Source organism: Priestia sp. ABM2_011 (assembly GCF_056158845.1).
The window spans coordinates 3,108,910-3,134,532 of record NZ_JBSWUB010000001.1 but is presented as its reverse complement, the minus strand read 5'-3'; the positions used below and the strand labels follow the sequence as shown (position 1 = coordinate 3,134,532).

Below are 25,623 nucleotides of genomic sequence, written 5' to 3'. Positions count from 1 at the left end.
TGCTTATTTCTAAAATTGCTTTGATATGGACATAAATAGGGTGATGATTATGTGGAAATTAGTTGTTTCCTATCTTCCAGAAGGGCCAGTTTTTATACAAGCAGTTCTGGTTTTTTTCATCCCGTATATAATCTACAAATTATTAAGCGGGATTCGTAATTCAGAGGAAGAGTGATGAAAGTGAAAAAATGGAGATCAACAATAAAAAAAATAGGAAACCATGCGAATGAAAAGGAAAACAAACAGGAATTTACATCTCAAAATTCATCTAATCATGTTACGGATCATTTAGCTTTAACTCTAAAAGCAGTTAAAAATGAAATTGGTCATAACTCCGACGTTCATTTTCGGGAGTTTATTATAGGACGTACAGGCATTCAGGCAGCTATTATTTTTGTAGAGGGGCTATCAGATAAAGATCTTATTGAAAAACATATTTTGTCATCATTGATGGCTGATTTTTCAAAAGAATACCAACAGGATCAGCTTTACGTAAAGGAAAGCCTTTCAAAACAGTTTATTAAAAGCCAAGTATTATCAATCAGTGATGTAGAAGAGGTTCATTTCATTAAAGAAGTAACATCAAAAGTCTTAACAGGATCTACGGCTCTTTTAATTGACGGAATATCACCTGCTTTAATTCTTGGTACAAGCAAAGTGAAAACAAGGACGATTGAAGAGCCCGTATCAGAAGCATTAGTGAGAGGACCGAGAGTAGGCTTCACTGAATCTTTAAGTGATAATACTTCTTTATTAAGAGGAAGCGGAGACATTGAAAATTTGTCGCTGGTGAAATTTCAAGTAGGAAAGCGTTCCAAAAAAGACTTAGTTGTTGCTTACATAAAGGAAATTGTTGATCCAGAACTAGTTGAAGAAGTAGAAAAACGAATTAAAAAAATTGATCTTGATAATGTACCGGAGTCAGGATATGTGGAACAACTCATTGAAGATAATTACCTTAGCCTATTTCCTCAGGTGCAGAATACGGAGCGTCCTGATCGTGTAATTGCTGCTTTGATGGAAGGGAGAGTAGCCATCTTATTAGACGGGACGCCTTTTGCTTTGATTGCCCCCGTTACGTTTAGCATGATGCTACAGTCGCCGGAAGATTATTATGAAAGGTGGATTCCCGGTACATTTATTCGTTTTCTTCGTTATATTGCAGTAGTTCTTTCCCTTTTTACACCGGCTTTGTATATTGCTTTTATTTCGTTCCACCCAGGGATGATTCCGACTAAATTGGCTATTTCCATTATAGGAACAAAGTCTGGAGTGCCGTTTCCAGCCCTTATAGAAGCCTTATTCATGGAAATAGCTATCGAAATCTTGAGAGAAGCTGGACTCAGGTTACCAAAACCAATTGGTCCAGCAATGGGAATTGTCGGTGGATTAATTATTGGAGAAGCTGCTGTGCAGGCAGGGATTGTTAGCCCTATTTTAGTGATTATTGTGGCGTTAACTGCCATTTCATCGTTTGCTATTCCGCAATATAGCGTCGGGATTTCATTGCGTATTCTTCGCTTCATAGCTATGCTATGTGCTGCCATACTTGGATTATACGGCGTCGTTTTATTTTTCCTTTTTATGACCAGTCATTTGGTGAAACTAAAAAGTTTTGGCGTATCTTACATGAGTCCAGCGGTACCCTATCGTTTAAGTGAATGGAAAGACTTGATGGTCCGTATGCCTCTTATGATGATGAAAAGACGTCCAAAGATGATGCACACCAAAGATTCTCTACGAAAAGGATAGCAGCTTATGATAAAAGGAAGTGAATCAGAGGTAATGATAAATTCAAAAGATCGTATTACGACGCCACAAACAGCTATTATTGTCATCAATTTTATACTTGGAACTGGTATTCTGACGTTGCCTCGAACAGCTGCGGAACAAGTGAAAACACCAGATGTGTGGTTAACTGTTATTCTAGGAGGAATAGTCACCATGATAGCAGCGATAATCATGGTGAAGTTAAGCCGGAAATTCCCTGGAAAGACGTTTTATCAATACAGTAAAGAAATTACAGGGAAATGGTTGAGTAAGTTAATTAGCTTACTTATGATAGGTTATTTTTTACTGCTTGGTGGTTTTCACGCCCGTTCATTGGCAGAAGTAACCGGATATCTCTTGCTGGAAGGAACGCCGACGTGGGCTATTATTATGCCATTTATGTGGATAAGCCTCTATTTAATTAGAGGGGGCATTAATCCGATCGCTCGACTGTTTGAAATTATATTCCCTATTACCGTTATTCTTTTTTTACTGGTAGCTTTTATGAGTATGAAAATATTTGAAATAGATAATCTGCGCCCCGTACTTGGATCAGGAGTCCTTCCTGTACTAAAAGGGGTAAAAACAACTGCTCTTGCATTCACCGGTCCTGAAGTCATGTTAATCATTTTAGCTTTTATGAAAGAACCGCACAAAGCAGGAAAAGCTGTGCTAGTTGGAATTACTATTCCTATATTTATTTATGTGATTACTGTTGTAATGGTGATTGGAGCGTTATCGATTGATGGAGTAGTAATAAGAACATGGCCAACGCTTGATTTAATAAGGAGTTTTGAGCTGACAGGCTTGATTTTTGAACGATTTGATTCCTTGCTTCTAGTTGTATGGATCATGCAGATGTTTGCTTCTTTTACTATTAACCATTACGCCGCTTCATTAGGACTGTCTCAGCTTTTCAAAAAAAACATTCATCCATTTATGTATGGTTTGCTTCCGGTCATATATCTTATTTCCATGATTCCTAAAAATATTAATGATGTATTTAAATTGGGAGATATGATTGGCAATATCGCCTTAGTTTTATTTGGCATTTTGCCGCTGCTTCTTCTCATTATTTCAAAAGTAAAGGGAGTAAAATATGAAACAAACCTTTAACCATTTCCAGTACCTATTGGTTTTGTTTTCTGTTTTTTTGCTCTTTCCTCTGGCAGGCTGCTGGAGCAGTCATGAAATTGAAGAGCAAAGTTTTGGAGTGGGTGTGGCCTATGATAAAGGTAAGGAGTCCATAGCTGAAAAAGAATTTGATGAACAAGGAGAAGGGTATACTAAAAAGAACCTGATTACGTCAACTTATCAACTTATCACTCCTCAAGTCGCAAGTTCAACCACTAAACAAGGAGGACCGCAGCAGAAATCTTACGTAAATATTTCGGAAACAGGAGATTCTCCTTTTCAAATGCTTCGTGAATTATCTTTAAGAAGTGACACTCCTTTAACTAGTCCTCATATGAAAGTAATGGTTATCAGTGAGGCCCTTGCACGAGCGTATAGTTTAGAGCAATTAGTGGACCAAACTCTTCGGGACAATGATTTTAGACCTAGTTGCCTTGTGTTTATTAGTAAAGGAAGAGCTAGCGACACGTTAGAATCAAAAACAGCAGGAGAGATCCCAGCTTTTCACCTGTATGGAATGATAGACAATACGTATCGAACAACGCGGGTTTTACCGCCCATGCCGCTTATTAAATTAGCAAGCAAGATTCAAACTGGATCTAGTTTTCTATTGCAAAATGTATTATCAGCAAATGGAGAAATCAAATTTGCGGGTGCTGGTATAATTAAAGGGGAAACAAGCAAAATGATTGGTTTTTTGAATGAAGAAGAACTAGATGGTTTGGCTTGGATTACAGGGAAAGGGAAAGGCGGGCTAGTAAAAAGCTTTGATAAAAAGACCGGTCAGCTGATTGTATATGAAATAGAGTCTATGAAAAGTCACATTCAACCCCATGTTAAAGGAGATAATATCTCTTTTGATGTACACATTGAATCAGTGGGAAGGCTATCTGAAAGTTGGATGACCTCAGGGAGCTCTTTTAATAATCAATTTTTACAGAATGCGCAAAAAACTTCAGAAAAAAAAGTAAAGTACCTGGTAAGAAACGTACTAGAAAAAATGCAAACAAAATATAAAGTTGATGTTGCAGGTTTCGGAAATCAATTGAGAATTAAGCAGCCTAGAACATGGATGAGGGTCAAAGGAAATTGGGATCAAACATTTAGTGAAGTGCCAATTAACTATGATGTGAAGTTAACGATTAAAGATTATGGAGCATCCGGGTCAAAAAAGTAAGCACCCGACTGTAACTTTGCTTATCGTTATGTCAAAAATGAAAAAAACCTAAAAAAATAATAATCTCGGAACTTCCCACGAAATACTCATCGTATGCTTCGTACAGAGCCTTCAACAAACAACAAATAAGAGCTGCCGGTTTTCGACAGCTCTTATTTGTTGTTATTCAAAAATATAAGCTAGTGCTTGAAGAGCCTGTTCTGGCGTTTCGACTACAACTTGGGCTTTGTTTGACAGTTCTTTAAGCGGGTGGTGCAGTTTTTCAGGGCGAACCAAAATTAGCGGTTTATCTAATGCGATGGCTGTCGCTGCATCCATTGAGCTGTTCCACTGCTTGTATTTTTCACCAAATAAAGCAATGACCACATCAGATTTTTTAAGGAGCACCTGCGTGCGTAAATTATTAATTTGAGAAGCAGCTTCATCTTTTAAGACAGCGTTAGGCTGTTTTCCTAAAATTTCTTCTCCAATGTTGTCGGAGCGGTCATGGTCTGTCATGGGACCGACAAAGGTAAGGGGAAGGTTTAATTGTTCCGCTTGGTTTTTAATTTCGTCTCGCCAGTTATCATGAATTTGCCCGGCAAGGTATACGGTTAAGTTCATTATGTAGAAGTCCTCCTCTAACTAAAGTTTGTTTTATTTTATCAAATGTAAGCGGATAATACGAATGATTTGAATGGGCTACTTTTCCAAAAATAAGGTTATAGTAGACAAATAGTTAAAAAAGAGAAACAATAGAAAGCGTATTGCTAATTAAAGAAAGGATGTACCTGATGACAGAAACAGTGCTACAAGTAGATCATGTTAGTAAAGTAATTGGGAAGAAAACCATTTTGCATGATGTATCCTTATCGGTTGAGCGCGGTGAGATTTTCGGATTGCTTGGTCCGAACGGCTCTGGAAAAACAACGCTAATTCGTACCGTAGTAGGACTCATTAAAGAAACAAAGGGAACAATTACCGTCAATGGGTTTCCTTTAAAAGAACAGTTTACTTCAGCTATGAAATCAATTGGAGCGATTATTGAAAACCCTGAGTTTTATGATTATCTGACGGGCTATCAAAATTTAAAACACTTTGCGAATATGCATGAAGGGGTCACATCAGAACGCTTGGATGAAGTGATTGCTTTAGTAAAGCTTGAAAACAGCATTCATGCAAAAGTGAAGACGTATTCTCTTGGGATGAGACAGCGTTTAGGAGTAGCTCAAGCCATTTTACATAAGCCTGCATTGCTTTTACTAGACGAACCAACAAATGGTCTAGACCCAGCGGGAATGAGAGAATTTCGTACATATTTACAAACGCTTTGCAGGGAAGAAGGAATTTCAATCTTAATCGCGAGCCACTTATTAAAAGAGGTAGAAGCATTATGTGACCGCGTTGGCATTATTCAAGACGGTGAGTTAAAAGCCATTCAAGATCTATCTCCAAATCGTCAAGACCAAGGAATGTACGTAGAATTTGAGGTGTCTGACGCGCAAAAAGCAGCGGATCTTTTATCACAAGAATTTGAAGTAACGATGAGATCACATATTATCGACGTGGCGATTGTAAAAGAACAAATTCCAGCTGTAAATAGAAAATTAGTGGACAGCGATATTTTAGTCTACCGAATCACTCCTGTGTATGAGACGCTTGAAGATTCGTTTATGTCCGTTACGGAGGGAGAGCACCATGCTTAAGTTAATTCAAAATGAACATATGAAATGGTTTTACAAAAGAAGTACAAAAGTCACATTTATTACAATCGGCATCTTAACTCTTTGTATGGCTCTTTTAATGAAGAAAGTAGCAAACAGCGCAGGAACGGAAGACAACATATTGAATTTCCTGTCATTTAGTGCAGGCATGCTGATCCTCGTTCAATTTTTCGCGCTTGCTGTTGGAGGATCAATGGTTGCAAAAGAGTTTGAAGCGGGTACCATTAAGCTTCTTTTAATTCGCCCTGCTAGACGTTCAACGATTTTAACGTCCAAGTACATAACGCTCGTTTTAATTAGCTTGTATTACTTGCTGAGCTATTTGCTTTTTTCGTTTGTATGGGGAGCATTGTTCTTTGGATTTGCCAGTCTAGAAGGAGATGCGCAGCTGCTTAAAAACATTACGCTTACGTATGACAGCGCGTATATGGAAACGTTTATGATGATGACGTTCGCATTCATGCTGTCGTCTTTATTTAGAAACAGCGCGCTTGCTTCAAGTCTAGCTATTGTCGTAAGTATTGGGGCGAAAGCAGTAACTGGGATAGTATCACAGTTTGGTCTATGGTGGGGGAAATTTTTACTGTTCGCCAACACAAACTTTGTGCAGTATATGGACGGAATGAAGACGATGTTTGACGGAATGACAATTCCATTTTCAATCTTCATCTTAGTTGCACACTTTGTCTTCTTTATGGGGGTAGCATGGGTGGCGTTTTTAAAACGTGACGTAGCTAATTGATGTGAGAATTTTCACACTATATATTTTTCTAAAATAGCATTTGACAATTAAATAAAAAGAGATTACAGTAGTGAAAGACTATTTTTAAAACAACTACAAACTTCTTATCAAGAGAGACGGAGGGACTGGCCCTACGATGTCTCGGCAACTGGCTGTACGCAGTGCGGTGCCAAATCCAGCAGACGATGTTTCGTTTGGAAGATGAGAAGGGTAATCTTATGATACAAATAAGAGACCTCTTCTTATCAATAAGAAGAGGTCTTTTTTTATTACGTAAACAAGAGGTGTTAAGAATGGAACAACAAAAAGGAAACGGCTGGGCGCTGTTACCGCTGGGCGTCTTTTTAGTCCTGTTTGTCGGATCAGGAATTATAACGGGAGATTTTTATAAGCTGCCTGTATTAGTAGCTATTATCATTGCAGCCATTGTGGCGCTGGCTATGAACCGCAAAGATTCACTTAATGTAAAAGTGGAACGCTTTGCTAAAGGAGCAGGGCATCCTGATATCATTATTATGGTACTTATTTTTATTTTAGCAGGTGCTTTTTCAGAAGTCGCTAAAGGCATGGGAGCTGTTGATTCAACGGTAAACTTAGCTCTGTCTGCGCTTCCGCAAAGCTTAGTGGTAGTCGGAATCTTTGTTATTGGCGCATTCATTTCAATTTCGATGGGAACGTCAATGGGAACGATCGCTGCGTTAGGGCCTATCGCTGTAGGAATCAGTGAGCAGGCGCATGTATCCATTACATTGGCAATTGCTGCTGTTGTTGGTGGTGCAATGTTTGGAGATAATTTATCCGTAATCTCTGATACGACCATTGCGGCAGTTCGTACTCAAAAAACAAATATGTCAGATAAATTAAAAGTAAACTTTTTTATTGTCCTTCCTGCAGCGATTGTTACAGTGATTTTATTACTTGTAATGACGCTAGGCAATACGTCATCAGTAGAAATTAAAGATTTTAGCTGGTTTAAAATCTTGCCTTATGTCGGCGTACTCGTTGCTGCCATATTTGGTGCAAACGTATTAAGCATTTTAACCGGAGGAATTGTATTAGCCGGCGTGATTGGATTAGCTGACGGAAGCTACACGCTTTCTTCTCTTGCTAAAACTGTGACAGAAGGTATTGGCGGAATGTCGGAATTAATTATTTTATCTCTGTTAATTGGCGGAATGGTTGAACTCATTCGCTATAACGGCGGTATTCAGTTCTTATTGAACCTATTAACACGACGTATTCAAACAAAAAAAGGCGGAGAATTCAGCATCGCTGGATTAGTAAGTTTAACCAATTTAGCCACGGCTAATAACACGATTTCAATTATTACAGCAGGTCCGTTAGCGAAAGAAATCTCTGATAAGTATTCAATTGATAATCGTAAATCAGCCAGTCTGCTCGACTTGTTTTCATGCAGCGTTCAAGGGCTTATCCCTTACGGTGCACAAATGCTTCTAGCAGCAGGATTTGCTAAAGTTTCACCAATTGAGATTATTCCATTTACATTCTATCCAATGTTAACAGCGGTTTGCGGTATCATTGCGATTGTAATTGGCTTTCCTCGTTTAAATAAAAAATCAAAATCATCTAAAGAAGCTGCGTAATATCAAACCCTTAAAAAGAACATTCTTTTTAAGGGTTTTTTACTGTTTGAAAAAATCAGTCGGCTTTTTTTCATCTAGCTCCTTCCAAAGTGTCTCATTTTGTTTAAGTGCATAAGCCGCTCCTCCGATTTCAATTCCGCATAATAAAATGAATAATAAAATACCCATGATATGACCTCCTTATATAAGTGAATAAAAACATGATTGTAACGGGTTTAGCTTATTGCTGTTTCACTTTATAATGAGAATAAAGTATGAAACGCGTTTCAGCGCAAGAGAAAAAGGTGAAAACATGACAAATATCCGAGATATCGCAAAAAAAGCTGGTGTATCTGTTTCGACCGTGTCACGGGTTTTAAATCATCATCCGTATGTAAAAGAAGAAAAGCGCCGTCTGGTAGAAGAAGTAATTCAAGAACTTAATTACGAACAAAACATTAATGCCGTTCACTTATCAAAAGGGAAAACAAATATGATTGCTGTCGTCTTGCCTTTTATTAATCATCCTTATTTCAGTCTGCTTTTAGAAGGAGTGGCCTCTCAAGCGTTAGAAAAGCAGTATCAGCTTGTTATTTGTCAGACGAACTATGATGTAAAAAAAGAAGAAGAAGCGCTTCATATGCTAAAAACAAAGCAGGTTGATGGAGTGATTATTTGTTCTAGAGCAGGCAGCTGGAGCACGATTGAATATTATCAGCAGTACGGGCCGATAGCCGTGTGCGAAAACGTACAAAATCGTTCTATTCGCTCCGTATACGTTGATCATTATGCAGCTTTTAAGAAAGCGCTCATGTATTTAAAAGAAAAAGGATATACGGATATTGGCTACTGTATTGGAAGAATGACGGGTACAAATAGTCAACAGAGGCAGCAAGCATACAAAGAATATGTAGAAAGAATAAATGAGCCTTATCATCCGGAATGGGTGTTTCAAGGCTGTTTGAACGTGACAGATGGTGAAAAAGTGGTGAAAAAATTGGTGCAGATGAAAAATCGGCCTCAGGCGCTTTTAGTAACAAACGATCAAGTCGCTATTGGTATAAAAGCTCAGTGCGAACAAGCGGGTATATCAGTTCCAGGCGATTTAGCTATTATTGGTTTTGATAATCATCCGCTTTCTTCTTATTTACAAATCACAACGATCGAACTTCCTCTCAAAGAAATGGGCGAAACGCTTTTTAAACTAGTTAGGAGCAAGGATCCTCAAAAAATTGAGCTTCCTTTTCGGTTTATTGAGCGTAAAAGCGTATAAATTCTTGATGATCTCACCACGTGTTTTTATCGGATAAAATGAGTAAAAGCGGACATCATACGAGTAAAGAAAGAAGAAAAGGATGATGATCGTGGAGAAAAAAGAATATCAAGTAGGAGATCAAGTATTTGTTATTTACCGAAATCCTCATACGGCAAACGTTGCCAATATTAATCAAGCTGAAATTGTTGAACATCCTGAAAATAAAGGTGAAAAAGCGTTGTTTCTGCATGAGTCTTATCATTTGTTAGCTGAAGATGATGCTGTGTATTCAACGTATGAAGAAGCAGAGAACATGTATAACAAGATATTTGATTATGAACAATATGATTGACGAAAGGCTCTCTTAAATAGAGAGTCTTTTTTGATGTGGAAAATAATTACCATGGATAGAGTCTTTTTATTTTTCAAACGCTATTAGTATTAGAAAAAAGGAAGTGTACATGATGATAAAACCTTTTGTACCTCAATTAGTATACATTGAGCCAGGGGCAATGGAGTACCCGCTTGGTGTTCAATTAAAAGAAAAATTTGAGAAGATGGGAATTGAAATTCGTCAAACAACTTCTCATAATCAAGTGCGTAATATACCGGGAAAGAATGATTTGCAAAAATACCGCAATGCCAAGTCTACTTTAGTAGTTGGTGTGCGTAAAACCTTGAAATTTGATACATCTAAACCGTCAGCTGAATATGCAATACCTTTTGCAACAGGGTGTATGGGGCACTGTCACTATTGTTATTTGCAGACAACAATGGGAAGCAAACCGTATATTCGCACGTACGTGAATGTTGAAGAAATATTAGGTCAAGCAGAGCAATATATGCAGGAAAGAGCCCCTCAAATAACGCGATTTGAAGCGGCTTGTACATCTGATATCGTAGGAATTGATCATTTAACACATTCATTAAAGCGCGCGATTGAATATTTTGGAGAAAGTGAACTAGGTCAACTGCGTTTTGTGACTAAATTTCATCACGTGGATCATTTATTGGATGCTAAACATAATGGTCGCACGCGCTTTCGCTTTAGCATAAACGCAGATTATGTTATAAAAAACTTTGAACCTGGTACATCTCCTCTTGATTACAGGATTGAAGCTGCTAATAAAGTTGCAAAAGCCGGATATCCACTTGGCTTTATTGTGGCGCCTATTTACATCCATGAAGGTTGGCAAGAGGGATACCGTCAGCTGTTTGAAAAGCTTGATGCTTCTATACCTGAAGAGTCAAGAGATGATATTACATTTGAAATGATTCAGCATCGCTTTACCAAGCCGGCCAAACGAGTGATTGAGAAAAACTATCCGAAAACAAAGCTTGAGATGAATGAAGAAGAGCGCCGCTACAAATGGGGGCGTTACGGGATTGGAAAGTATGTATACGCAAAAGATGAAGAACAAGAATTGAGAGAGACGTTGGAATATTACATTGATCAGTATTTTCCAAATGCGAAAATCGAGTATTTTACGTAATTATTCTACAGTAATTGAAAAGTTATTTTGACATCTTAGTCGAGATAGCTTTTCAATTTTTAATGTGAAAAATAAATTGGTTGCTAATAAGCTGAAAAAAGAGGTTATTTGTATCTCTTGTCGTATTACATACATAAGGGAGGTGACTGAGATGTTAAAAAATGAAGAGTTTGCGCTAACAAAAGAATTAACAAAAGAACAGCAAGAAGCTGCACGAAATTTTATTCAAGTGTTGTTCCAAGAAGATTTATCTGAATTTTGGAACATATTATGTGATATCGATAAGTCTCGTATTTACGGCTTGTATGAAGCAAACCACTATTACGATTCGGATGTTGAACTACATGGATTTGTACAAGAAATTAGAGATAATGTAAGAGCGGTTTATGCGCCTCTTCAAGGGCAAGGAGGTATTTCGACGAAGGTTCGATATACAAACGAAGGAAAGATGTATGTATACATATTAGGAAGTGGCGAAAACCCTAAGGTATATCCTGTTGGATTAATGCCTGAGACCTACATTGAAGAAGAACGTTTTTCTCAGCGTCTTCAAATTAGCATTTATAACGATGAGTTTCGAAACGTTGCGCTGTAAATTATATATAAATGGAAAAATAAAGAATAATAAAATTAATTTGTTAAAATAGCAATATTTGGGGTATGTAATAGGTATAACACTAAAAAGGGGTGAAAGAAATGCATTATTATCGTATTTCAGAGGGAGACCATGAAGAGTATTGTGAAACGATTCTGCTTCATGAAAAGAAGTTTTGCAAAGAAACATTTCAATCTATGGTGCGAGAAGCAATGAACAATAAGCCAGGTAAAATTGACCGTGTGGATATTGTTAAATATTTAATTGGTCATCATAGCTTTCAAGTAGCCCATATCGAAGCGGGATTTCACAGTACATACAGCGAGAAAGTGACATAAAAAATGCAGCACATCCTATACAACGAACTTTTCTTTTGAAAAGGGCGCTGTATTTTTTTTTGCTAAAAATAGAATGTTTTTAAGTGATATTCCTTTTAATGGTATAATAGTTAAGTGCTGTAAGGTATACATATAAAAATCACAAATACTTTAAAGAGGAAGGGTGAGGAAATATGGAAAACGAAAGAATAGAAGAGCTTGAACGAAAAATAAGCAGTTTAGAAGAAGACGTAGCCAAGCTAAAGTCGCTTGTATATAAAACAAATTCTCCAAGACCAGCAGTTCACGCTCCTCCCAAGCTGCGCCAGGAGACGACTAAACGTCCTGCTCAAACAGCAGCTAAAAGCTCACAGGCAATAGAAGAGCCTGTTGATTGGGAAAAAGTCCTTTTTCAAACATGGCTGCCGAGAATTTTTATTTTCGTATTTATTATTGGCGTGCTATGGGGATTTAAAGCAGCCTCTGACTATGGATTAATGAATGAAAAAGCAAAAGTTGTTCTCGGTTTCGTTGTTTCGATAGGTTTTGCTGTGACAGGTCATTTTCAAATCAAAAAGGGTAGGCTGGTGCTCGGGCAAGTACTTGTAGGAGGAGCTATTCCTATTCTCATGTTAACGACGTTTGCGATGCATAGCCTATATCATTTAGCAGGACCAACGCTTGCTTTTATGCTAAATGCGAGTTGGATCATCTTAGGAATTGCAGCAACAGTCTTTTATCGTTCACAGGCATTAGGGATTATTAGCGCGGTTGGAGGCGTACTAGTTCCTTTTCTTATTGAAAGTAATTCGCCTAATGCTCTGGTTTTCATTGGCTATGAAACGCTTCTGTATATTGCCTTTTTATATGTGGCAATCAAACAAAAATATTCAATTTTATATGTTCTTTCCGCGGTACTATTAAATCTTACGCTACTCATTTATTACTCGTTTGTTGGTGATAATGGTGTAAAAGCGTTATTAGGTATGGCGATTCTGATTCAGCATTTATGCTTAATTTCTAGCTTTTTTCTATCACAATCCGTACTCCAAGTATATGCGTTTACCCTTCTATCGAGTTTAGCAGTTACGTACGGCTGGCTGCTTGCCGTTTTTGACGATGGCACGACCACCATGGTGCTGCTTGCGCTAGTTATTATTTACGCATTAGGTGTTTACACAGTAAGAATTTCTAAAGAGAAATTTGAATTTTTTATTACCTATTTAATTGTTGCAGTAGCGTTTTTTATTCATCAGCTCGTCGATTTAAGAGAAGGAGTCATTTTATATGTGATTCAAGGACTTGCTGTTTACTATATCGCCATGACGTATAAAAATCTACTTCATCAACTGTTTTCTTATACGATTTATATACTGAGTGCCACGTATATCTTAGTTACGCCAATCGAACAAGTGCTGTCTCTTCCGACATTAAATTGGGTTGTTGTGTTAGCTTCTATTCTAGTATTTGTATGGATCAGTATTCAAAAAACAGAAAAAGATGAGCACGATACGTTCAAAATTGGAGGAAGTATTGTTTTTTCTATTCTTTCTTTAATTTTTGTAACGGAAGTGACGGTCGCTGGAACCACTGATCTTTCCGCTAATACACAAACGCTTATTATGACGGCTGTTTGGTTATGCTTGTCCATTGCTGCATTCGTAATAGGATCACTTCGAAATTTTAAAACAGCAACATATGTCGGCGTGGGCATTTTGTTCTTAACACTTTTTAAACTCGTTTTATATGATTTACCTTTTATCCCAATGGCTATACGAGCCTTGTTATTTATCGTTTTAGGAGCTATCGGTTTAATTATCTCGCGACTATTTTATAAAAAGAAGTAGCTAGAAGATGAAGAGAAATTCTTCATCTTTATTTATTATAATATGATTATGTAAACTTAATCTTGAAGTCGTACAAAAAGTATACAATCATGTATAATGGAACAAGTGAATTGGAGGTATACATAAAATGAAATCACTTGTATTAGCAGAAAAGCCAAGTGTAGCACGTGATCTTGCGCGCGTGCTTGGCAGCACACAAACAAAAAAAGGGTATATTGAAGGGCCAAAGTATGTCGTAACATGGGCACTCGGCCATTTAGTTGAATTACAAACACCAGAGGATTATGATAACCAATATAAAACATGGCGATTAGAAGATCTGCCAATTATGCCTGAGAAAATGAAACTAAAAGTAATTCGTAAAGTGAGCTCTCAGTTTCGTACAGTATCCGATCTAGCAAAAAGAAAGGATATTGGCGAGTTAATTATTGCGACTGATGCAGGGCGTGAAGGAGAGCTTGTAGCACGCTGGATTATGGAAAAGGTACGCTGGAACAAGCCGTTTAAACGTCTTTGGATTTCGTCTCAAACGGACAAAGCGATTCGTGACGGGTTTAAACAGCTAAAACCGGGAAAAGAGTTTAATCGTTTGTATGATTCAGCGGTTTGCCGTTCAGAAGCCGATTGGCTTATCGGTTTAAACGTAACGAGAGCGTTAACGACTAAATACGAAGAACCATTATCAGCAGGACGGGTACAAACACCGACGCTTGCGATGATTATTGAGCGTGAACAAGTAATTAACACATTCAAACCTAGTGAATATTGGACGCTTACAGCTCAGTTTTCGTCGTTTGAAGCAGCTTGGCAAAAAGGCAATGAAAAGCGCATTTTTGATGAAAAACGTGCAAAAGAGCTGCACTCAAAATTATCAGGTGAAGCAGTTGTGAAAACAATCAAGCGCAAAATGCATAAAGAAGCGCAGCCGCTTCCTTATGACTTAAATGAACTGCAGCGAGATGCTAATAAACGCTTTAACTTCTCTGCTAAGAAGACATTAAATGTACTTCAAAAGTTATATGAACAGCATAAGTTAGTCACGTATCCACGTACAGATTCTCGTTATTTAACAACAGATATGGTTTCCACTATGAAGGAGCGCTTGGAAAGCATCTCTGCTGTATATAAAGAAGAAGTTCGCCCAATTTTAAAAAATGCACAGCTGCCAAAGCGAGTGGTTAATAATGAAAAAGTAAGTGATCACCATGCGATTATCGTAACGGATCAGCCTGTGTTTTTACAGGACTTATCAGCTGATGAACGAAAGCTGTATGACTTAATTGCAAAGCGATTTATTTCATTGTTTTATCCTGCATATGAGTATGAAGTGGTTAAAGCAGAGCTTGAAGTAAACGGGGAACTGTTGGTAGCGAGCGGAAAGCAAGTTGTGAATGCAGGCTTCAAAAAAGTTTCTGGTGGAGACTCAGAAGCAACGGTGAAGCTGCCTGATATGAAAGAAGGCAGCAAGCTGCTCATTCAAAATGTAACGATGAAAAGTGCATTTACAGAGCCGCCGCAGCGCTATACAGAAGCCGATCTTCTTGGACAAATGGAAAAACACAACTTAGGTACGCCGGCAACACGCGCAGATATTATTGAAAAACTTCTGCAAAACGAATCCATTGATCGCCAAAATAACCGTCTGCACGCAACAAAAAAAGGAAAGCAGCTGATTGACTTAGTAGCAGACGAGTTAAAGTCTCCTGAGCTTACGGCTAAATGGGAACGTGACTTAGAAGCAATTGCTAAAGGAAAAGGAAATGCAAAAGAGTTTTTAACGAATATTCGCGAACAAACAGAAAAGCTTGTCAAGCAAGTGAAAACAAGTAATCAAACGTACAAACCCCATAATTTAACGGGCTCTAAATGCCCAGAATGCGGTTCGTTCTTAAAAGAAAAGAAAACAAAGCAAGGAAGAGTGCTCGTTTGTTCAAGCCTTGAGTGCAGCTATAGACGCGCAAAAGACCCTAAATTATCGAACCGACGCTGTCCGCAGTGTCATAAACGAATGGAAATTCATTCAGGAAAAGCTGGGACGTACTTCCAGTGCCGTTCATGTCAAGTAGTGGAAAAAGCTGAGGACAAAAAGAAAAAGATTTCAAAGCGAGAAGAACGAAAGCTTCTTAACAAATACAACGATGACGGAGCATTTGGTTCGAGCTTGGGAGATGCTTTAAAACAAGCTCTTCAAGATAAAAAAGATAATTAACGTAGAAGTGCGATACCATGGTATCGCACTTTTTTGGTATAATATGGATTAAGTGATGAGTAAGCAAGGTGGCGTGGAACAATGAAAAGAAAAAGCAGGGGAATGAATCGGTTAATCGCGTTCTTTATAGTAGGAACGATGGTACTAATCATTTTAGCTATCTTAATGGGAAGCTACTTTTTTGGTTTTATAGGCTTCCTTAGAGTGATGGGAGTGGAGTATGACTCTTACTGGGCCATATGTTTATTTCTATTTTTTATTTTTGTGTTTGGCTCTTTCACAGAGCTTTTTTCAAAGGCGCTTATTTTTTTAATGAAGAATGCTAGGATGAACAGAGTATTATTTGTAGCATCTGCGGCTTTTGTGGACATATTTTTTACTTTTCTATCGGTTTATATAGCAGACTTGCTTGTAAGCGGAATCCGTGTATCTATTTTAGCGATGATTATTTTATCCGGTTTATTTTTTTTGTTAGAGAGTGCATTGGATAGTGAGTTTCTACGTGAAAAAACAAGCTGATGAAATTGTTCATCAGCAGCGCATCAACAAAAAAAGTGCATCATATCAAGCTTCAATGCTATTTAAAGAACCCTGTAACATATTTTTTTAAAAAAGTATGTGATTTTTTTCACATATATCTTGAAAAAGAACAAACATGTTTGTATAATAAGAATTGTAAAAGATATGTGAAACATTTCACAATATATGTGAAAAACTTCACAAATTATATTTTCTATAATCCTAAGGGGGATATCATCTATGAAAATTGCAGTAGTAGGGTGTACACATGCAGGAACAGCAGCAGTAAAAAATATGGCAGAACTTTATCCAGAAGCTAAAATTACAGTTTATGAGCGAAATGATAATGTTTCATTTTTGTCTTGTGGAATTGCGCTCTATGTAGGCGGGGTCGTAAAAGATGCAAATGGTTTATTTTACTCTTCACCGTCTGAATTGCAAGAGATGGGTGTAAATATGAAAATGAAACACGAAGTGACGAATATTGATACAGAAGACAAAAAAATAGCGGTGCGAAACTTAGAAACAAACGAAGAATTTGAAGATACATTTGATAAATTAGTGATGACAACTGGATCATGGCCGATTATTCCAAACCTTGAAGGCATCGATTTAAATAATGTTGTGCTTTGTAAAAACTATCAGCATGCTAATCACATTATCGAAAAAGCAAAACAAGCAAAAAAAATCGCCGTAATTGGTGCGGGTTATATTGGTGCAGAATTAGTAGAAGCCTTTGAAGTGTATGGAAAAGAAGTCACGTTCATTGATAGTGCTGATCGTATTTTAAATAAATATCTTGATCCAGAGTTTACAAGCTTGATGGAAACGGAATTTAAAAAGCGGGGAGTTACATTAGCATTAAACCAAGCGGTTACTAAATTTGCAGGCAGCGATGGATCTGTTGAAAAAGTAGTGACAACTGCAGGTGAATATGAAGCGGATCTTGTTATTTTGTGTGTTGGCTTTCGTCCAAACACAGACTTAGTAAAAGGGCAGGTAGACATGCTTCCAAACGGCGCAATTGTGGTTGATGAATATATGCAAACAAGCAAAAAAGATATATTTGCGGCCGGAGATAGCTGTGCGATTTACTACAATCCGATTAAGAAACATGCCTATATTCCGCTTGCTACAAATGCGGTTAGAATGGGAACATTAGTTGCTCAAAACCTTGTTAAACCGACGATCAAGTATATGGGAACACAAGGAACATCAGGCTTGCATATTTATGATTACAATGTTGCATCTACCGGCATAACTGAAACAGCGGCTTCTCTTTTTGATATGAATGTGAAAAGTATCACAATATCAGAAAATAACCGACCAGAATTCATGCCAACGTACGAAAATATTACGTTAAAAGTAGTATATGAAGAAGAAACGAGACGAATTGTAGGTGCACAGGTTATTTCTAAAATTGATGCTACTCAAGCAATTAATACATTGTCCGTATGCGTACAGCAGGAAATGACGATCGATGAGCTTGGCTTTATGGACTTTTTCTTTCAACCCCACTTTAATAAGCCTTGGCATTTCTTAAACCAAGCAGGGCTTCAAGCGCTTCAAGCATAAAAAAAGAGGCTGGGACAAAAGTAGTTGAGTCCAAGTAAAAAACGAACCATTCATCAACCTGTTCGATGAGTGGTTCGCTTTTTTTGTGATGGTGTACATCGTTTTATTTGTTTCGTTCCTTCTAGCAATTGATTGGAGGGCAAGGCGAAGACTCCTGCGGGAAAAGCGGAACAGGTGAGACCCCGCAGGAGCGAAAGCGACGAGGAGGCTCAGCGGCCGCCTGCGGAAAGCGAAGCCTTGCACGGAAATCAATTGCCGTGTCATAAGCAGTCCAGAGCTCATGTATCTCATTTGTTCGTCTTTCGATTGGATTTATTTCGTTATGTCTCAACCTTTTTTTATGTGGATTTTATTATCTTTTTTATTTTTATTTTAGCTGGTTTAAAACGAATCCATCCTATGATAAGAAGAATAAAAGGATATAAAGCTCCCATCAAAAAACTATAGGGAATCCACGTTTCGGCTAACCATGTTTTTTGATAGGTAATGGTTGGGTACACAATAATGGAAAAAGTCGTAACAATTAATCCCATCGGTAACGTTAGAAATCGAGTTTCATTGATGTTAAAAATATGACAAAGTCCAGCGATGGAAGCATGAAAATAAAGAGAAACTTTAAAGAAAAGAGTAAGAAACCATATAATGGCAATAATTACCTCGATTCCTTGCAAAAAATTTCCCACCTCAATTCGCTTAGCCATTTCATATACGGGAAACATGGTAGTTGAAGAATGATAAGAACCAATAACGATTATACAAGAAAAAATAACAATTACCATAATAAATCCACCTAGCAGGCTGCCGCTCATTAAAGCTTTAGCTCCTTTTTCAGGTTTTCTTAAATGAAGGGGGAAAATCATCATCAAAGGAGCAAAAGTAAAATAAGTAATGCTAAGAAAGATAAGAACCGAATGAGTCAGCGGCTTTAAGTGAATGTCCATTAAAGGCATAAGATTTTCAAGTTTCATTTGAGGAGTTAGTGAAAAAATAAAAATCCCGAGAAGGCCAACAAACCACGGGAAAAAGATTTCACAGCAGCGTGCAATTGTTTCTAGCCCGAGTCTTGCCCCGAAAACAACCACAAGCATAAAAATAATGTGAATAGCAAGCAGCGGCGTTTCCATCATAATATGGGTATTTAAAAAACTTCCGACGTAGTATACAATGCGGCTGCACGTTATGACAGTAGATAGGACAAATAAACAAGATACACCTTTTCCTAGATATTTTCCAAATACTACATCATTGATTTCTACCAGATTTTTATCTTTAAATAAAAGTCCGAGAGCTATATATACTTTCACTAATACAAATCCGCATGCTACTCCAAGGATAGCCGGAATCCAAGCGGTTTGCTTAGAATCAACAGTCATAGCCGCTGGAGCAATAACAATTGTGCTTCCAATTGTATAAAGCATGACGAGCATGCGAAATTGAATCGTTGAAATTTTAACTACAGGTTTCACGGTATTCACTTCCTCGTCTTACGTATTAAGATAATAAATGAAGTAAAAATATGCTGATTGGTCTAAAGATAGCAGCTGATAAATCAGAAGGATTTGGAACATACAAACCCAGTGCTTTACAGATGCTTACGGACGTTCCAATTACAAGAACTGTGTAGAATAGCCATAATTCTTTCTTCGCTTTTTTTTGCCGTAAGTTAGGTACTTCAAACCAAATGACGAGCGTGCAAACAATAAGTAACCCGAATACCCCTAGCATAGACTAGCTCCTATACATGAATAATTAATGTTATATTTTCCAGAAAAATAACTACTTATACTGAAGGTGCATTCTCTATTAAAGGTTTTTGATTTTTTAGTCGCTGTTAGAAGAATGCTGCTTTTTGTTTTGAATAAATCCTGCAATTAAAAGGAAAAGCGGATATAAGATGCCTACAAGTAAGCTGTAGGGAATCCACGTTTTTGTATCCCAATCTTTTTGATAAGAAACGCTTGGATACACAATAAGGGAAAGTGTAATCATGATGAGTGCGACTGGAAAAGAAAATAGCTTGTAGTCCTTTATATGAAATACATTGGCAAACCCCAAAAGAGTAGCGTAAAAGTAAATGCAAAGCTTAAAAAAGAGAGTAATAAACCACAAAATAGCAATGACTACTTCAATTCCTTGAAGAAAGTTTCCTACATCAATTCTTCTTCCTAATTCATAGCTTGGAAACATGGTGATTTGGGAGTAATAAGGACCAAGCACTAAAATTCCGAGTAAGATTAACGTAACCATCACTAGTCCACCGGCTATATTCCCTATATAAAAAGATTGAGTGGACTTTTTTGTGTCTGGTGTATGGGAAGGGAAAATCATAAGCAGAATCGTATAAGTCAAAGAACTCATGCTTAAAAACGTTAAAACAGCCCGAATAAAAGCTTTTGGATGTATTTCGAACACAGGCTGAATATGCTCTATTTTAATTTGCGGAATCATAGACAAAATCAGAAGTCCGAACAATCCGACAAACCAAGGGAATAAAATCTCGGCACTTCGTGCAATAACTTCTATTCCTAGGCGTACTCCTACGATAACCACACTCATAAACGCAATGTGGATGGCTGTAAGCGGCGTGTAGGGAAGAATTTGTGTAGTGAGAAAATTCCCTACATAGTAAAGAACTTGACTGCTGATAAACAAATTGGATAATACAAAAACAGCAGAAACAATCTTTCCAAACAGTTTACCTAAAATTTTTTCGTTCATTTCCATCAGCGTAAGCGTTGGAAACATTTTTCCTAGTGAGGTAAAAAGCAAAACTAAGCCAATTCCTGATGCTACACCGAAAAGTGCTGCAATCCAGGCGTCTTGATGAGCATCAGCCGTAATAGCAGCAGGCACAACAATAATTGTGCTTCCGATGCTATATAAAGTTACTAGCTTGCGAAATTGCGCAGCCGAAATATTGATTTCATTAAGCAAAATGAGCACATCCTTTTGCCATATACACGAATTAAGTGATCCAACGGAATAATAAGTGACTTAAAGGCTGAAACATTGCTTCTACCCAATCAGAAGGGTTCGGTAGAGGCAGCCGAAAGATTTTTGCAAGAGCGATCATGATACTGATTGTCATGAATACAATAAAAATTTTCCGTTCTTTTTTATGAGAGTGTTGAGGTAATCTTTTTATTTCCATCCATATAATCCCTGCACAAATGATCAAAAAGGAAAGAAACAAGTGCATGCAGTCAACCCCAATATATTTTGACGTTCAAATAAGCTATTCGTATGATGTCCGCTAAAGAAAGTGATTATACATTTATGTAAAATATAGAAAGTATTTCAAGGGATAAAAGATATCATTGGACGCTCTTAAATAATAAAGGAAGTTGTTATGCGGAATATTTACGCAGCTTCAACCTATTGAAACGTCGTATGAATAAGTGGAAAAATGCCACACTATAGAGTGAACAAACGGAAAGGAGCACTATGATGAAAAAATTCCCATATAACAAAGATAAACAACAATCATTTCAAGCAGCACAGCAGGGGCATAAAGAAGCAGTAGATGCATATGAACAGGCAAATGAAGCTAAAAATGATGCATCGTATGGACATGAAGCGAAGCAAGCGATAGGTGAAGTGAACGAAGCCTCTCAGCAAATTGAGAATGCGCTTGAAAATGCTTCTGAAACACAGCGTCAGCGTTTAACTGAGTTTCAGCAAGACATAAAAGATATGGAAAACGACCTTAATCAATAAAAGAGTAGCTGTTTTACTTAGACTTACAGCAGGTTCACAATAGAGTATAAATTGCAAAAGCAGAAGATAATGAACTTCTGCTTTTTTTTATTGGCAGAGTGAATGTAGGTTTCGTGTATATAATGGCTTTTAGCAGTTGTTTGGAGGGCAAGGCGAAGGCTCCTATAGGGAAAACAGAATAGGTGAGACCCTGCAGGAGCGGAAGCGAAGGCTTGCACGGAAATCAACAGTAGTGTAACAAATAATCCATCGTTCCATTCTTATTTTAAAAGGTATAGAAGTTAAAAAAGTAAGAATCCTAATAAAAACAGAACGATAAGAATGGAAAGGGATTGTGACAGGAAACATGCTAATAAATATACTAATAATGATTGTCGTATTGTACTTCATATATGTATTCGTAACTGCAGTGGTACTGTTTTATGTCCCTTTGCACAAGGGAAAAGACTTAAAAGTAATGAATACTGAGAATTTTTACGGAAAGAAAGAATCCACAGACCGTGTTATGCTTTTGGAAAACGGTTATTTTTCAGGGCTTGTTCGGATGCAGATGATTCAAGAAGCGAGGCATACAATCGATATTGCGTACTTTTCCATCGGCAAAGGTCGTTCGTCGGATTTACTTATGGGTGCTTTATTCGAAGCTGCGGACCGAGGTATACGTATTCGAGTGCTGTTAGACGGGATCTCTCATGGGCTAAAAGGCAAGAGAAAAAATGTTCTTTATGCTCTAGCTTTCCACAATAATATTGAATTAAAGTACTATGAGCCCTTTACTATTCTTAAACCTTGGACATGGCATAACCGTCTTCACGATAAAATAATAGTAGTCGATGGCCAATTAGGTATTAGTGGAGGACGAAATATCGGAGATAAATACTTGGCCAGTCAACCGGATAAAAATTTTGTCTATGACCGTGATGTGCTGATTTATAATACAAAGCAAGAAAGTAATAGTGTCATTCTCTCAATGGAGAAGTATGTAGAGAAATTATGGAACCACCCGTATACGCGCAAAGCTTTTCCAAAGCTCAAGAAAACTAAACAAATTCGTGGCCTTTCAGGAAAGAAATTGTTAATAGATCAATACGAAGAGGCCAAAAAAGCAAACGAACCCTTTGTCCATCCTTATATTGTATGGAGAGAATCAACGATGCCTACAAGAAAGGTTTCTTTTATTGCAAATCCTATTCAAAGAATGAATAAAAGCCCTTTTATATGGAAAACGTTTATTAAGCTTTCTGAGCAAGCTGAAAAATCCATTGTCGTTCAAAGTCCTTATATTGTACCAACAAAAGAGATGGAACAGTATATAGATAAGTCAGTAAAATCTAAAGTGCAAAGAATTATTTTAACGAATTCTATTACGTCCACTCCGAATGCTATGGCTTTTTCTGCATACTTAGGAGTGAAAAACCGCGTCATAAAAGCGGCTTCAAAGCTTTATGAATATCAACAGCCTTATTCCATTCACGGGAAATCCGTTGTTTACGACCAGCGTTTGAGCGCAGTTGGTTCTTTTAACTTAGATTCACGTTCTGTATTTTTAAATACTGAATCTATGGTTATGATAGATAGTGAAGAATTTGCAGCCGAGCTAACAGGGGCTATTGAAACTAAAATTTCTCACAGTACGCTTGTGGGAAATGAGGCGGAACCTGTGAGTTTTAATACGGATTCTCAAAAAAACGTGCCTCCTGTAAAATCTGCACTCCTCCATATTCTTTCAGTCTTCACGCGATTTTGGAGACATTTTGTATAGTTCTGAACTTTGCCTAAAAAAGTGCTTTTGCAGAAAGCTTATAAAAATAAATGGTAGAGGATAAAAGGTGCTGCAACTGGCGGTGGAAAGTGTGAAAAGCTGTGATATGCCTCACAGTTTTTTTTGAAGTCGCCAGTACTAGTCATGATTCATAAAAAGACCTATTGACGAAATTCCATATATGTTTTATTATAATATAGCGTCGTCAATAAACGAGGTTCTTTTGAAGAAGTCATTTCTAGGGGCATAGTTTAAAGGTAGAACTACGGTCTCCAAAACCGTCAGTGTGGGTTCGATTCCTACTGCCCCTGCCATTTTGGAGTTATTTTTCGATTCACACGCGGGTGTGGCGGAATTGGCAGACGCGCTAGACTTAGGATCTAGTGTCTTATGACGTGGGGGTTCAAGTCCCTTCACCCGCATCTTTACTTTTATATATTGCGCGGAAGTAGTTCAGTGGTAGAACACCACCTTGCCAAGGTGGGGGTCGCGAGTTCGAACCTCGTCTTCCGCTTCTTTTCAAAAGCAGTTTGCATGTGCAAACTGCTTTTTTTGTTGTAGAAATAAAGATTTTTACTATGCTGTTTTTAATTAGAAATAGTTTATTCAATCAGTGCTGCTTATACGTATCGTTTTCGTGAATATACACATATTATTGGGGTTACATTAAAAGCTAATGAACGATACGTGAAGACGTCTAATATGGTTTTTAAGATAGGGGAGAGTCCTATGGAATCTAGTTGGTTTTCAATTATACCGTTTTTAATTGTTATTCCAATAGCTATTTTCACCAAACAAGTGCTGCCAGGTTTGTTTTTAGGCTTATTAGTAGGCGCTTATTTGATTGATCATTCGATTGTCGGAGGTGTTGAAAAGTTACTTCACTACGTTGTACAAGCTCTTAGAAATAAAAGTAATATAGAAATCGTTGTCTTTTTATACGCGTTTTCAGGGCTTATCGGAATGATTAAGATGGCTGGAGGAGTTAAAGGTTTTGTGGAAACAGCTGCAGAAAGAATTGATACAAGAAAAAAAGCTCTTATTTTAACCTATGTTTCAACCATTGGAACATTCAGTGCTCCCACCTTTCGTTTTGTGACGATCGCGCCCATTATGAGAGCGCTGCTGAAAAAAGTGAAAATGACGACAGCAGAGCTAGGGTTTGTTATTGAAACAACTGCTACTCCTGTTATCGTCTTAATTCCCGTGGCAACGGCATTTGTAGGATATATGGTCTCAATCATTCAAATGGCAATTGATCATCAAGGCATAAAACAAGACGCTTATTCTTTGTTTATTCAAAGCATTCCTCATAATTTCTTTTCGATTGTGATTATTTTAGTAGGGATTTATTTCAGCTTTTTTCATCATTCAACGTCTACGGCTCCTATGAAGCTCGAGGAAGAAGACGAAAAAGATTGGCATGATTGTCATCCTTGCGTCTCGAAGGATTTGCCTTCTAAGCCTTGGAATTTGTTAGTACCTTTACTTGTTGTGATTTCACTTACCTTACTTTTAACATGGTGGAGTGGACATCGTAAGAGTCACAGCTTTTTTGAAGCATTTATTAAAGCAGACGTGTTAGAAGCGATGGTAGTAGCTTTAATTATGACTACGTTAATTACCCTCATTTTTTTCTTGTTTCAGCGCTTTACATTACAGAATTTGCTTAATGGTTTTATCACAGGAGGCAATGACTTGATGTCCGTTATTTTGTTGTTATCGGTAGTATGGGGATTATCCGCTGTTACAGAAGACTTAGGTTTTTCAAATTTCGTGACGGCACATTCTAAGTGGATTCCTCAAATGTTTGTCACTCCGTTCATGTTTATCTTTGGAGCCGCTATTTCTTACTTTATCGGATCTGCTTGGGGAACGTGGGGGATTTTAATGCCGCTTGGCGTATCGCTTGCAAGTTCTGCAGATCTTTCTTTGCCGTTAATTATCGGTGCGGTGTTTGCGAGCGGTTCCTTTGGAGCGTTTTCTTCACCTTTAAGCGATGATACGAATACCATCGCCAAAATATTAGATTTATCTGTTATTGAATATGCCAAATATAAATTAAAGCCAGCTTTAATTGCAGCGGGAATAACAGTTGCTTTCTATCTTGTTGTATCTTTCTTATTTTGAATGAGAAAAATAGCCGTCTAGTATCAATTTTTCATTTTTTTTAATTTAAAGTATGCATACAGTCCTAATGACAGGCACACTAGGATGATACAAGT

25 protein-coding genes, 3 tRNA genes and 1 riboswitch are annotated in these 25,623 nt (G+C 37.5%); of the genes, 22 read left to right on the top strand and 6 right to left on the bottom strand.

Annotation, left to right across the window (positions count from 1 at the left end; genetic code table 11):
- The first annotated feature begins 174 nt into the window (after nucleotides 1–174).
- The 3 genes from ACXAE4_RS16875 to ACXAE4_RS16865 are packed head-to-tail and all read left to right on the top strand — an operon-like array spanning nucleotide 175 to nucleotide 4,081.
- Nucleotides 175–1,752 carry a spore germination protein gene (locus ACXAE4_RS16875; protein ID WP_034265842.1) on the top strand — a complete coding sequence of 526 codons (1,578 nt, stop codon included), beginning with the start codon at nucleotides 175–177 and terminating at the stop codon, nucleotides 1,750–1,752.
- A gap of 6 nt (nucleotides 1,753–1,758) precedes the next feature.
- Nucleotides 1,759–2,886: a spore germination protein gene (locus ACXAE4_RS16870; RefSeq protein WP_154988867.1), complete on the top strand. Its 1,128-nt coding sequence runs from the start codon at nucleotides 1,759–1,761 to the stop codon at nucleotides 2,884–2,886.
- Entirely contained in the window at nucleotides 2,870–4,081 is a 1,212-nt protein-coding gene (locus ACXAE4_RS16865) for a Ger(x)C family spore germination protein (RefSeq protein ID WP_028413460.1), read from the top strand. The genes ACXAE4_RS16870 and ACXAE4_RS16865 overlap by 17 nt, the downstream gene beginning before the upstream one ends.
- A gap of 162 nt (nucleotides 4,082–4,243) precedes the next feature.
- On the opposite strand, the gene ACXAE4_RS16860 is transcribed toward ACXAE4_RS16865, so the two are convergent.
- Nucleotides 4,244–4,684, bottom strand: coding sequence for a YtoQ family protein (locus ACXAE4_RS16860; RefSeq protein ID WP_098999817.1), 441 nt, complete (start codon nucleotides 4,682–4,684; stop codon nucleotides 4,244–4,246).
- Between the two features lie 170 nt (nucleotides 4,685–4,854).
- Between ACXAE4_RS16860 and ACXAE4_RS16855 the strand changes: the two genes are divergently transcribed.
- The 3 genes from ACXAE4_RS16855 to ACXAE4_RS16845 all read left to right on the top strand — a co-directional run bounded on the left by ACXAE4_RS16855 (nucleotide 4,855) and on the right by ACXAE4_RS16845 (nucleotide 8,130).
- Nucleotides 4,855–5,766 carry an ABC transporter ATP-binding protein gene (locus tag ACXAE4_RS16855; protein ID WP_098999818.1) on the top strand — a complete coding sequence of 304 codons (912 nt, stop codon included), beginning with the start codon at nucleotides 4,855–4,857 and terminating at the stop codon, nucleotides 5,764–5,766.
- Nucleotides 5,759–6,526 carry an ABC transporter permease gene (locus ACXAE4_RS16850; RefSeq protein WP_034265853.1) on the top strand — a complete coding sequence of 256 codons (768 nt, stop codon included), beginning with the start codon at nucleotides 5,759–5,761 and terminating at the stop codon, nucleotides 6,524–6,526. The genes ACXAE4_RS16855 and ACXAE4_RS16850 overlap by 8 nt, the downstream gene beginning before the upstream one ends.
- Before the next feature lie 101 nt (nucleotides 6,527–6,627).
- Nucleotides 6,628–6,734, top strand: a riboswitch (SAM riboswitch).
- Between the two features lie 85 nt (nucleotides 6,735–6,819).
- Nucleotides 6,820–8,130 carry a Na+/H+ antiporter NhaC family protein gene (locus ACXAE4_RS16845; RefSeq protein WP_098999819.1) on the top strand — a complete coding sequence of 437 codons (1,311 nt, stop codon included), beginning with the start codon at nucleotides 6,820–6,822 and terminating at the stop codon, nucleotides 8,128–8,130.
- Nucleotides 8,131–8,169: 39 nt separating this feature from the next.
- Here ACXAE4_RS16845 and ACXAE4_RS16840 read toward each other — a convergent pair whose 3' ends face one another.
- Entirely contained in the window at nucleotides 8,170–8,298 is a 129-nt protein-coding gene (locus ACXAE4_RS16840; protein WP_255219815.1) for a hypothetical protein, read from the bottom strand.
- Nucleotides 8,299–8,422: 124 nt separating this feature from the next.
- On the opposite strand from ACXAE4_RS16840, the gene ACXAE4_RS16835 reads away from it, so the two are divergent.
- The 10 genes from ACXAE4_RS16835 to ACXAE4_RS16790 all read left to right on the top strand — a co-directional run bounded on the left by ACXAE4_RS16835 (nucleotide 8,423) and on the right by ACXAE4_RS16790 (nucleotide 18,185).
- Complete coding sequence (locus ACXAE4_RS16835; RefSeq protein ID WP_028413456.1) at nucleotides 8,423–9,382, top strand: LacI family DNA-binding transcriptional regulator; 960 nt, start codon at nucleotides 8,423–8,425, stop codon at nucleotides 9,380–9,382.
- Nucleotides 9,383–9,467: 85 nt separating this feature from the next.
- A complete protein-coding gene (locus tag ACXAE4_RS16830; RefSeq protein ID WP_033578899.1) occupies nucleotides 9,468–9,716 on the top strand; it encodes a transcriptional regulator SplA domain-containing protein in 249 nt (82 codons plus the stop codon).
- A 112-nt stretch (nucleotides 9,717–9,828) separates the two neighbouring features.
- Nucleotides 9,829–10,857, top strand: coding sequence for a spore photoproduct lyase (gene splB / locus ACXAE4_RS16825; protein WP_025752275.1), 1,029 nt, complete (start codon nucleotides 9,829–9,831; stop codon nucleotides 10,855–10,857).
- Between the two features lie 151 nt (nucleotides 10,858–11,008).
- Nucleotides 11,009–11,452: a hypothetical protein gene (locus ACXAE4_RS16820; RefSeq protein ID WP_028413454.1), complete on the top strand. Its 444-nt coding sequence runs from the start codon at nucleotides 11,009–11,011 to the stop codon at nucleotides 11,450–11,452.
- Between the two features lie 101 nt (nucleotides 11,453–11,553).
- On the top strand, nucleotides 11,554–11,790 hold the full coding sequence (locus tag ACXAE4_RS16815; protein ID WP_013056931.1) for a hypothetical protein: 237 nt from the start codon (nucleotides 11,554–11,556) through the stop codon (nucleotides 11,788–11,790).
- A 173-nt stretch (nucleotides 11,791–11,963) separates the two neighbouring features.
- Entirely contained in the window at nucleotides 11,964–13,616 is a 1,653-nt protein-coding gene (locus tag ACXAE4_RS16810; protein WP_289578905.1) for a DUF2339 domain-containing protein, read from the top strand.
- 127 nt (nucleotides 13,617–13,743) lie between these two features.
- Nucleotides 13,744–15,825 carry a DNA topoisomerase III gene (locus tag ACXAE4_RS16805; protein ID WP_028413452.1) on the top strand — a complete coding sequence of 694 codons (2,082 nt, stop codon included), beginning with the start codon at nucleotides 13,744–13,746 and terminating at the stop codon, nucleotides 15,823–15,825.
- A gap of 81 nt (nucleotides 15,826–15,906) precedes the next feature.
- Entirely contained in the window at nucleotides 15,907–16,344 is a 438-nt protein-coding gene (locus ACXAE4_RS16800; protein ID WP_028413451.1) for a YrvL family regulatory protein, read from the top strand.
- A gap of 240 nt (nucleotides 16,345–16,584) precedes the next feature.
- Nucleotides 16,585–17,919, top strand: coding sequence for an FAD-dependent oxidoreductase (locus ACXAE4_RS16795; RefSeq protein WP_028413450.1), 1,335 nt, complete (start codon nucleotides 16,585–16,587; stop codon nucleotides 17,917–17,919).
- 128 nt (nucleotides 17,920–18,047) lie between these two features.
- Nucleotides 18,048–18,185, top strand: coding sequence for a hypothetical protein (locus ACXAE4_RS16790; protein WP_186806706.1), 138 nt, complete (start codon nucleotides 18,048–18,050; stop codon nucleotides 18,183–18,185).
- Between the two features lie 72 nt (nucleotides 18,186–18,257).
- Here the strand turns inward: ACXAE4_RS16790 and ACXAE4_RS16785 are convergent, their stop codons facing one another.
- The 4 genes from ACXAE4_RS16785 to ACXAE4_RS16770 all read right to left on the bottom strand — a co-directional run bounded on the left by ACXAE4_RS16785 (nucleotide 18,258) and on the right by ACXAE4_RS16770 (nucleotide 21,070).
- Nucleotides 18,258–19,385 carry a GerAB/ArcD/ProY family transporter gene (locus tag ACXAE4_RS16785; protein WP_028413449.1) on the bottom strand — a complete coding sequence of 376 codons (1,128 nt, stop codon included), beginning with the start codon at nucleotides 19,383–19,385 and terminating at the stop codon, nucleotides 18,258–18,260.
- 25 nt (nucleotides 19,386–19,410) lie between these two features.
- Entirely contained in the window at nucleotides 19,411–19,644 is a 234-nt protein-coding gene (locus tag ACXAE4_RS16780) for a hypothetical protein (RefSeq protein WP_028413448.1), read from the bottom strand.
- Between the two features lie 96 nt (nucleotides 19,645–19,740).
- A complete protein-coding gene (locus tag ACXAE4_RS16775) occupies nucleotides 19,741–20,862 on the bottom strand; it encodes a GerAB/ArcD/ProY family transporter (protein WP_224980117.1) in 1,122 nt (373 codons plus the stop codon).
- Nucleotides 20,863–20,884: 22 nt separating this feature from the next.
- The gene (locus ACXAE4_RS16770) at nucleotides 20,885–21,070 is read right to left on the bottom strand and encodes a hypothetical protein (protein ID WP_028413446.1); all 186 of its coding nucleotides are present in this window, start codon (nucleotides 21,068–21,070) and stop codon (nucleotides 20,885–20,887) included.
- Nucleotides 21,071–21,366: 296 nt separating this feature from the next.
- Here ACXAE4_RS16770 and ACXAE4_RS16765 point away from each other — a divergent pair, with 296 nt between their 5' ends.
- The 6 genes from ACXAE4_RS16765 (at nucleotide 21,367) to ACXAE4_RS16740 (ending at nucleotide 25,528) form a co-directional block, all read left to right on the top strand.
- Entirely contained in the window at nucleotides 21,367–21,636 is a 270-nt protein-coding gene (locus ACXAE4_RS16765) for a hypothetical protein (RefSeq protein ID WP_014460213.1), read from the top strand.
- A 367-nt stretch (nucleotides 21,637–22,003) separates the two neighbouring features.
- Nucleotides 22,004–23,398 carry a phospholipase D-like domain-containing protein gene (locus ACXAE4_RS16760; protein ID WP_154989602.1) on the top strand — a complete coding sequence of 465 codons (1,395 nt, stop codon included), beginning with the start codon at nucleotides 22,004–22,006 and terminating at the stop codon, nucleotides 23,396–23,398.
- Between the two features lie 240 nt (nucleotides 23,399–23,638).
- A tRNA-Trp gene (locus tag ACXAE4_RS16755) sits at nucleotides 23,639–23,712 on the top strand.
- 26 nt (nucleotides 23,713–23,738) lie between these two features.
- Nucleotides 23,739–23,820: transfer RNA gene (locus ACXAE4_RS16750), tRNA-Leu, on the top strand.
- A 20-nt stretch (nucleotides 23,821–23,840) separates the two neighbouring features.
- Nucleotides 23,841–23,912, top strand: a tRNA-Gly gene (locus ACXAE4_RS16745).
- Nucleotides 23,913–24,127: 215 nt separating this feature from the next.
- Nucleotides 24,128–25,528: a Na+/H+ antiporter NhaC family protein gene (locus ACXAE4_RS16740; RefSeq protein WP_475236442.1), complete on the top strand. Its 1,401-nt coding sequence runs from the start codon at nucleotides 24,128–24,130 to the stop codon at nucleotides 25,526–25,528.
- The last annotated feature ends 95 nt before the right edge of the window (nucleotides 25,529–25,623 follow it).

Excerpts from the sequence above, each read along its gene's own strand:
- ACXAE4_RS16840 (WP_255219815.1), bottom strand. The coding sequence starts at position 8,298 with ATGGGTATTTTATTATTCATTTTATTATGCGGAATTGAAATCGGAGGA.
- ACXAE4_RS16765 (WP_014460213.1), top strand. The coding sequence starts at position 21,367 with ATGAAAAAATTCCCATATAACAAAGATAAACAACAATCATTTCAAGCA.
- ACXAE4_RS16800 (WP_028413451.1), top strand. The coding sequence starts at position 15,907 with ATGAAAAGAAAAAGCAGGGGAATGAATCGGTTAATCGCGTTCTTTATA.
- ACXAE4_RS16860 (WP_098999817.1), bottom strand. The coding sequence starts at position 4,684 with ATGAACTTAACCGTATACCTTGCCGGGCAAATTCATGATAACTGGCGA.
- ACXAE4_RS16770 (WP_028413446.1), bottom strand. The coding sequence starts at position 21,070 with ATGGAAATAAAAAGATTACCTCAACACTCTCATAAAAAAGAACGGAAA.
- ACXAE4_RS16875 (WP_034265842.1), top strand. The coding sequence starts at position 175 with ATGAAAGTGAAAAAATGGAGATCAACAATAAAAAAAATAGGAAACCAT.
- ACXAE4_RS16820 (WP_028413454.1), top strand. The coding sequence starts at position 11,009 with ATGTTAAAAAATGAAGAGTTTGCGCTAACAAAAGAATTAACAAAAGAA.
- ACXAE4_RS16795 (WP_028413450.1), top strand. The coding sequence starts at position 16,585 with ATGAAAATTGCAGTAGTAGGGTGTACACATGCAGGAACAGCAGCAGTA.
- ACXAE4_RS16855 (WP_098999818.1), top strand. The coding sequence starts at position 4,855 with ATGACAGAAACAGTGCTACAAGTAGATCATGTTAGTAAAGTAATTGGG.
- ACXAE4_RS16760 (WP_154989602.1), top strand. The coding sequence starts at position 22,004 with ATGATTGTCGTATTGTACTTCATATATGTATTCGTAACTGCAGTGGTA.
- ACXAE4_RS16850 (WP_034265853.1), top strand. The coding sequence starts at position 5,759 with ATGCTTAAGTTAATTCAAAATGAACATATGAAATGGTTTTACAAAAGA.
- ACXAE4_RS16865 (WP_028413460.1), top strand. The coding sequence starts at position 2,870 with ATGAAACAAACCTTTAACCATTTCCAGTACCTATTGGTTTTGTTTTCT.
- ACXAE4_RS16835 (WP_028413456.1), top strand. The coding sequence starts at position 8,423 with ATGACAAATATCCGAGATATCGCAAAAAAAGCTGGTGTATCTGTTTCG.
- ACXAE4_RS16805 (WP_028413452.1), top strand. The coding sequence starts at position 13,744 with ATGAAATCACTTGTATTAGCAGAAAAGCCAAGTGTAGCACGTGATCTT.
- ACXAE4_RS16870 (WP_154988867.1), top strand. The coding sequence starts at position 1,759 with ATGATAAAAGGAAGTGAATCAGAGGTAATGATAAATTCAAAAGATCGT.
- ACXAE4_RS16815 (WP_013056931.1), top strand. The coding sequence starts at position 11,554 with ATGCATTATTATCGTATTTCAGAGGGAGACCATGAAGAGTATTGTGAA.
- ACXAE4_RS16780 (WP_028413448.1), bottom strand. The coding sequence starts at position 19,644 with ATGCTAGGGGTATTCGGGTTACTTATTGTTTGCACGCTCGTCATTTGG.
- ACXAE4_RS16845 (WP_098999819.1), top strand. The coding sequence starts at position 6,820 with ATGGAACAACAAAAAGGAAACGGCTGGGCGCTGTTACCGCTGGGCGTC.
- splB (WP_025752275.1), top strand. The coding sequence starts at position 9,829 with ATGATAAAACCTTTTGTACCTCAATTAGTATACATTGAGCCAGGGGCA.
- ACXAE4_RS16740 (WP_475236442.1), top strand. The coding sequence starts at position 24,128 with ATGGAATCTAGTTGGTTTTCAATTATACCGTTTTTAATTGTTATTCCA.
- ACXAE4_RS16830 (WP_033578899.1), top strand. The coding sequence starts at position 9,468 with ATGATCGTGGAGAAAAAAGAATATCAAGTAGGAGATCAAGTATTTGTT.
- ACXAE4_RS16810 (WP_289578905.1), top strand. The coding sequence starts at position 11,964 with ATGGAAAACGAAAGAATAGAAGAGCTTGAACGAAAAATAAGCAGTTTA.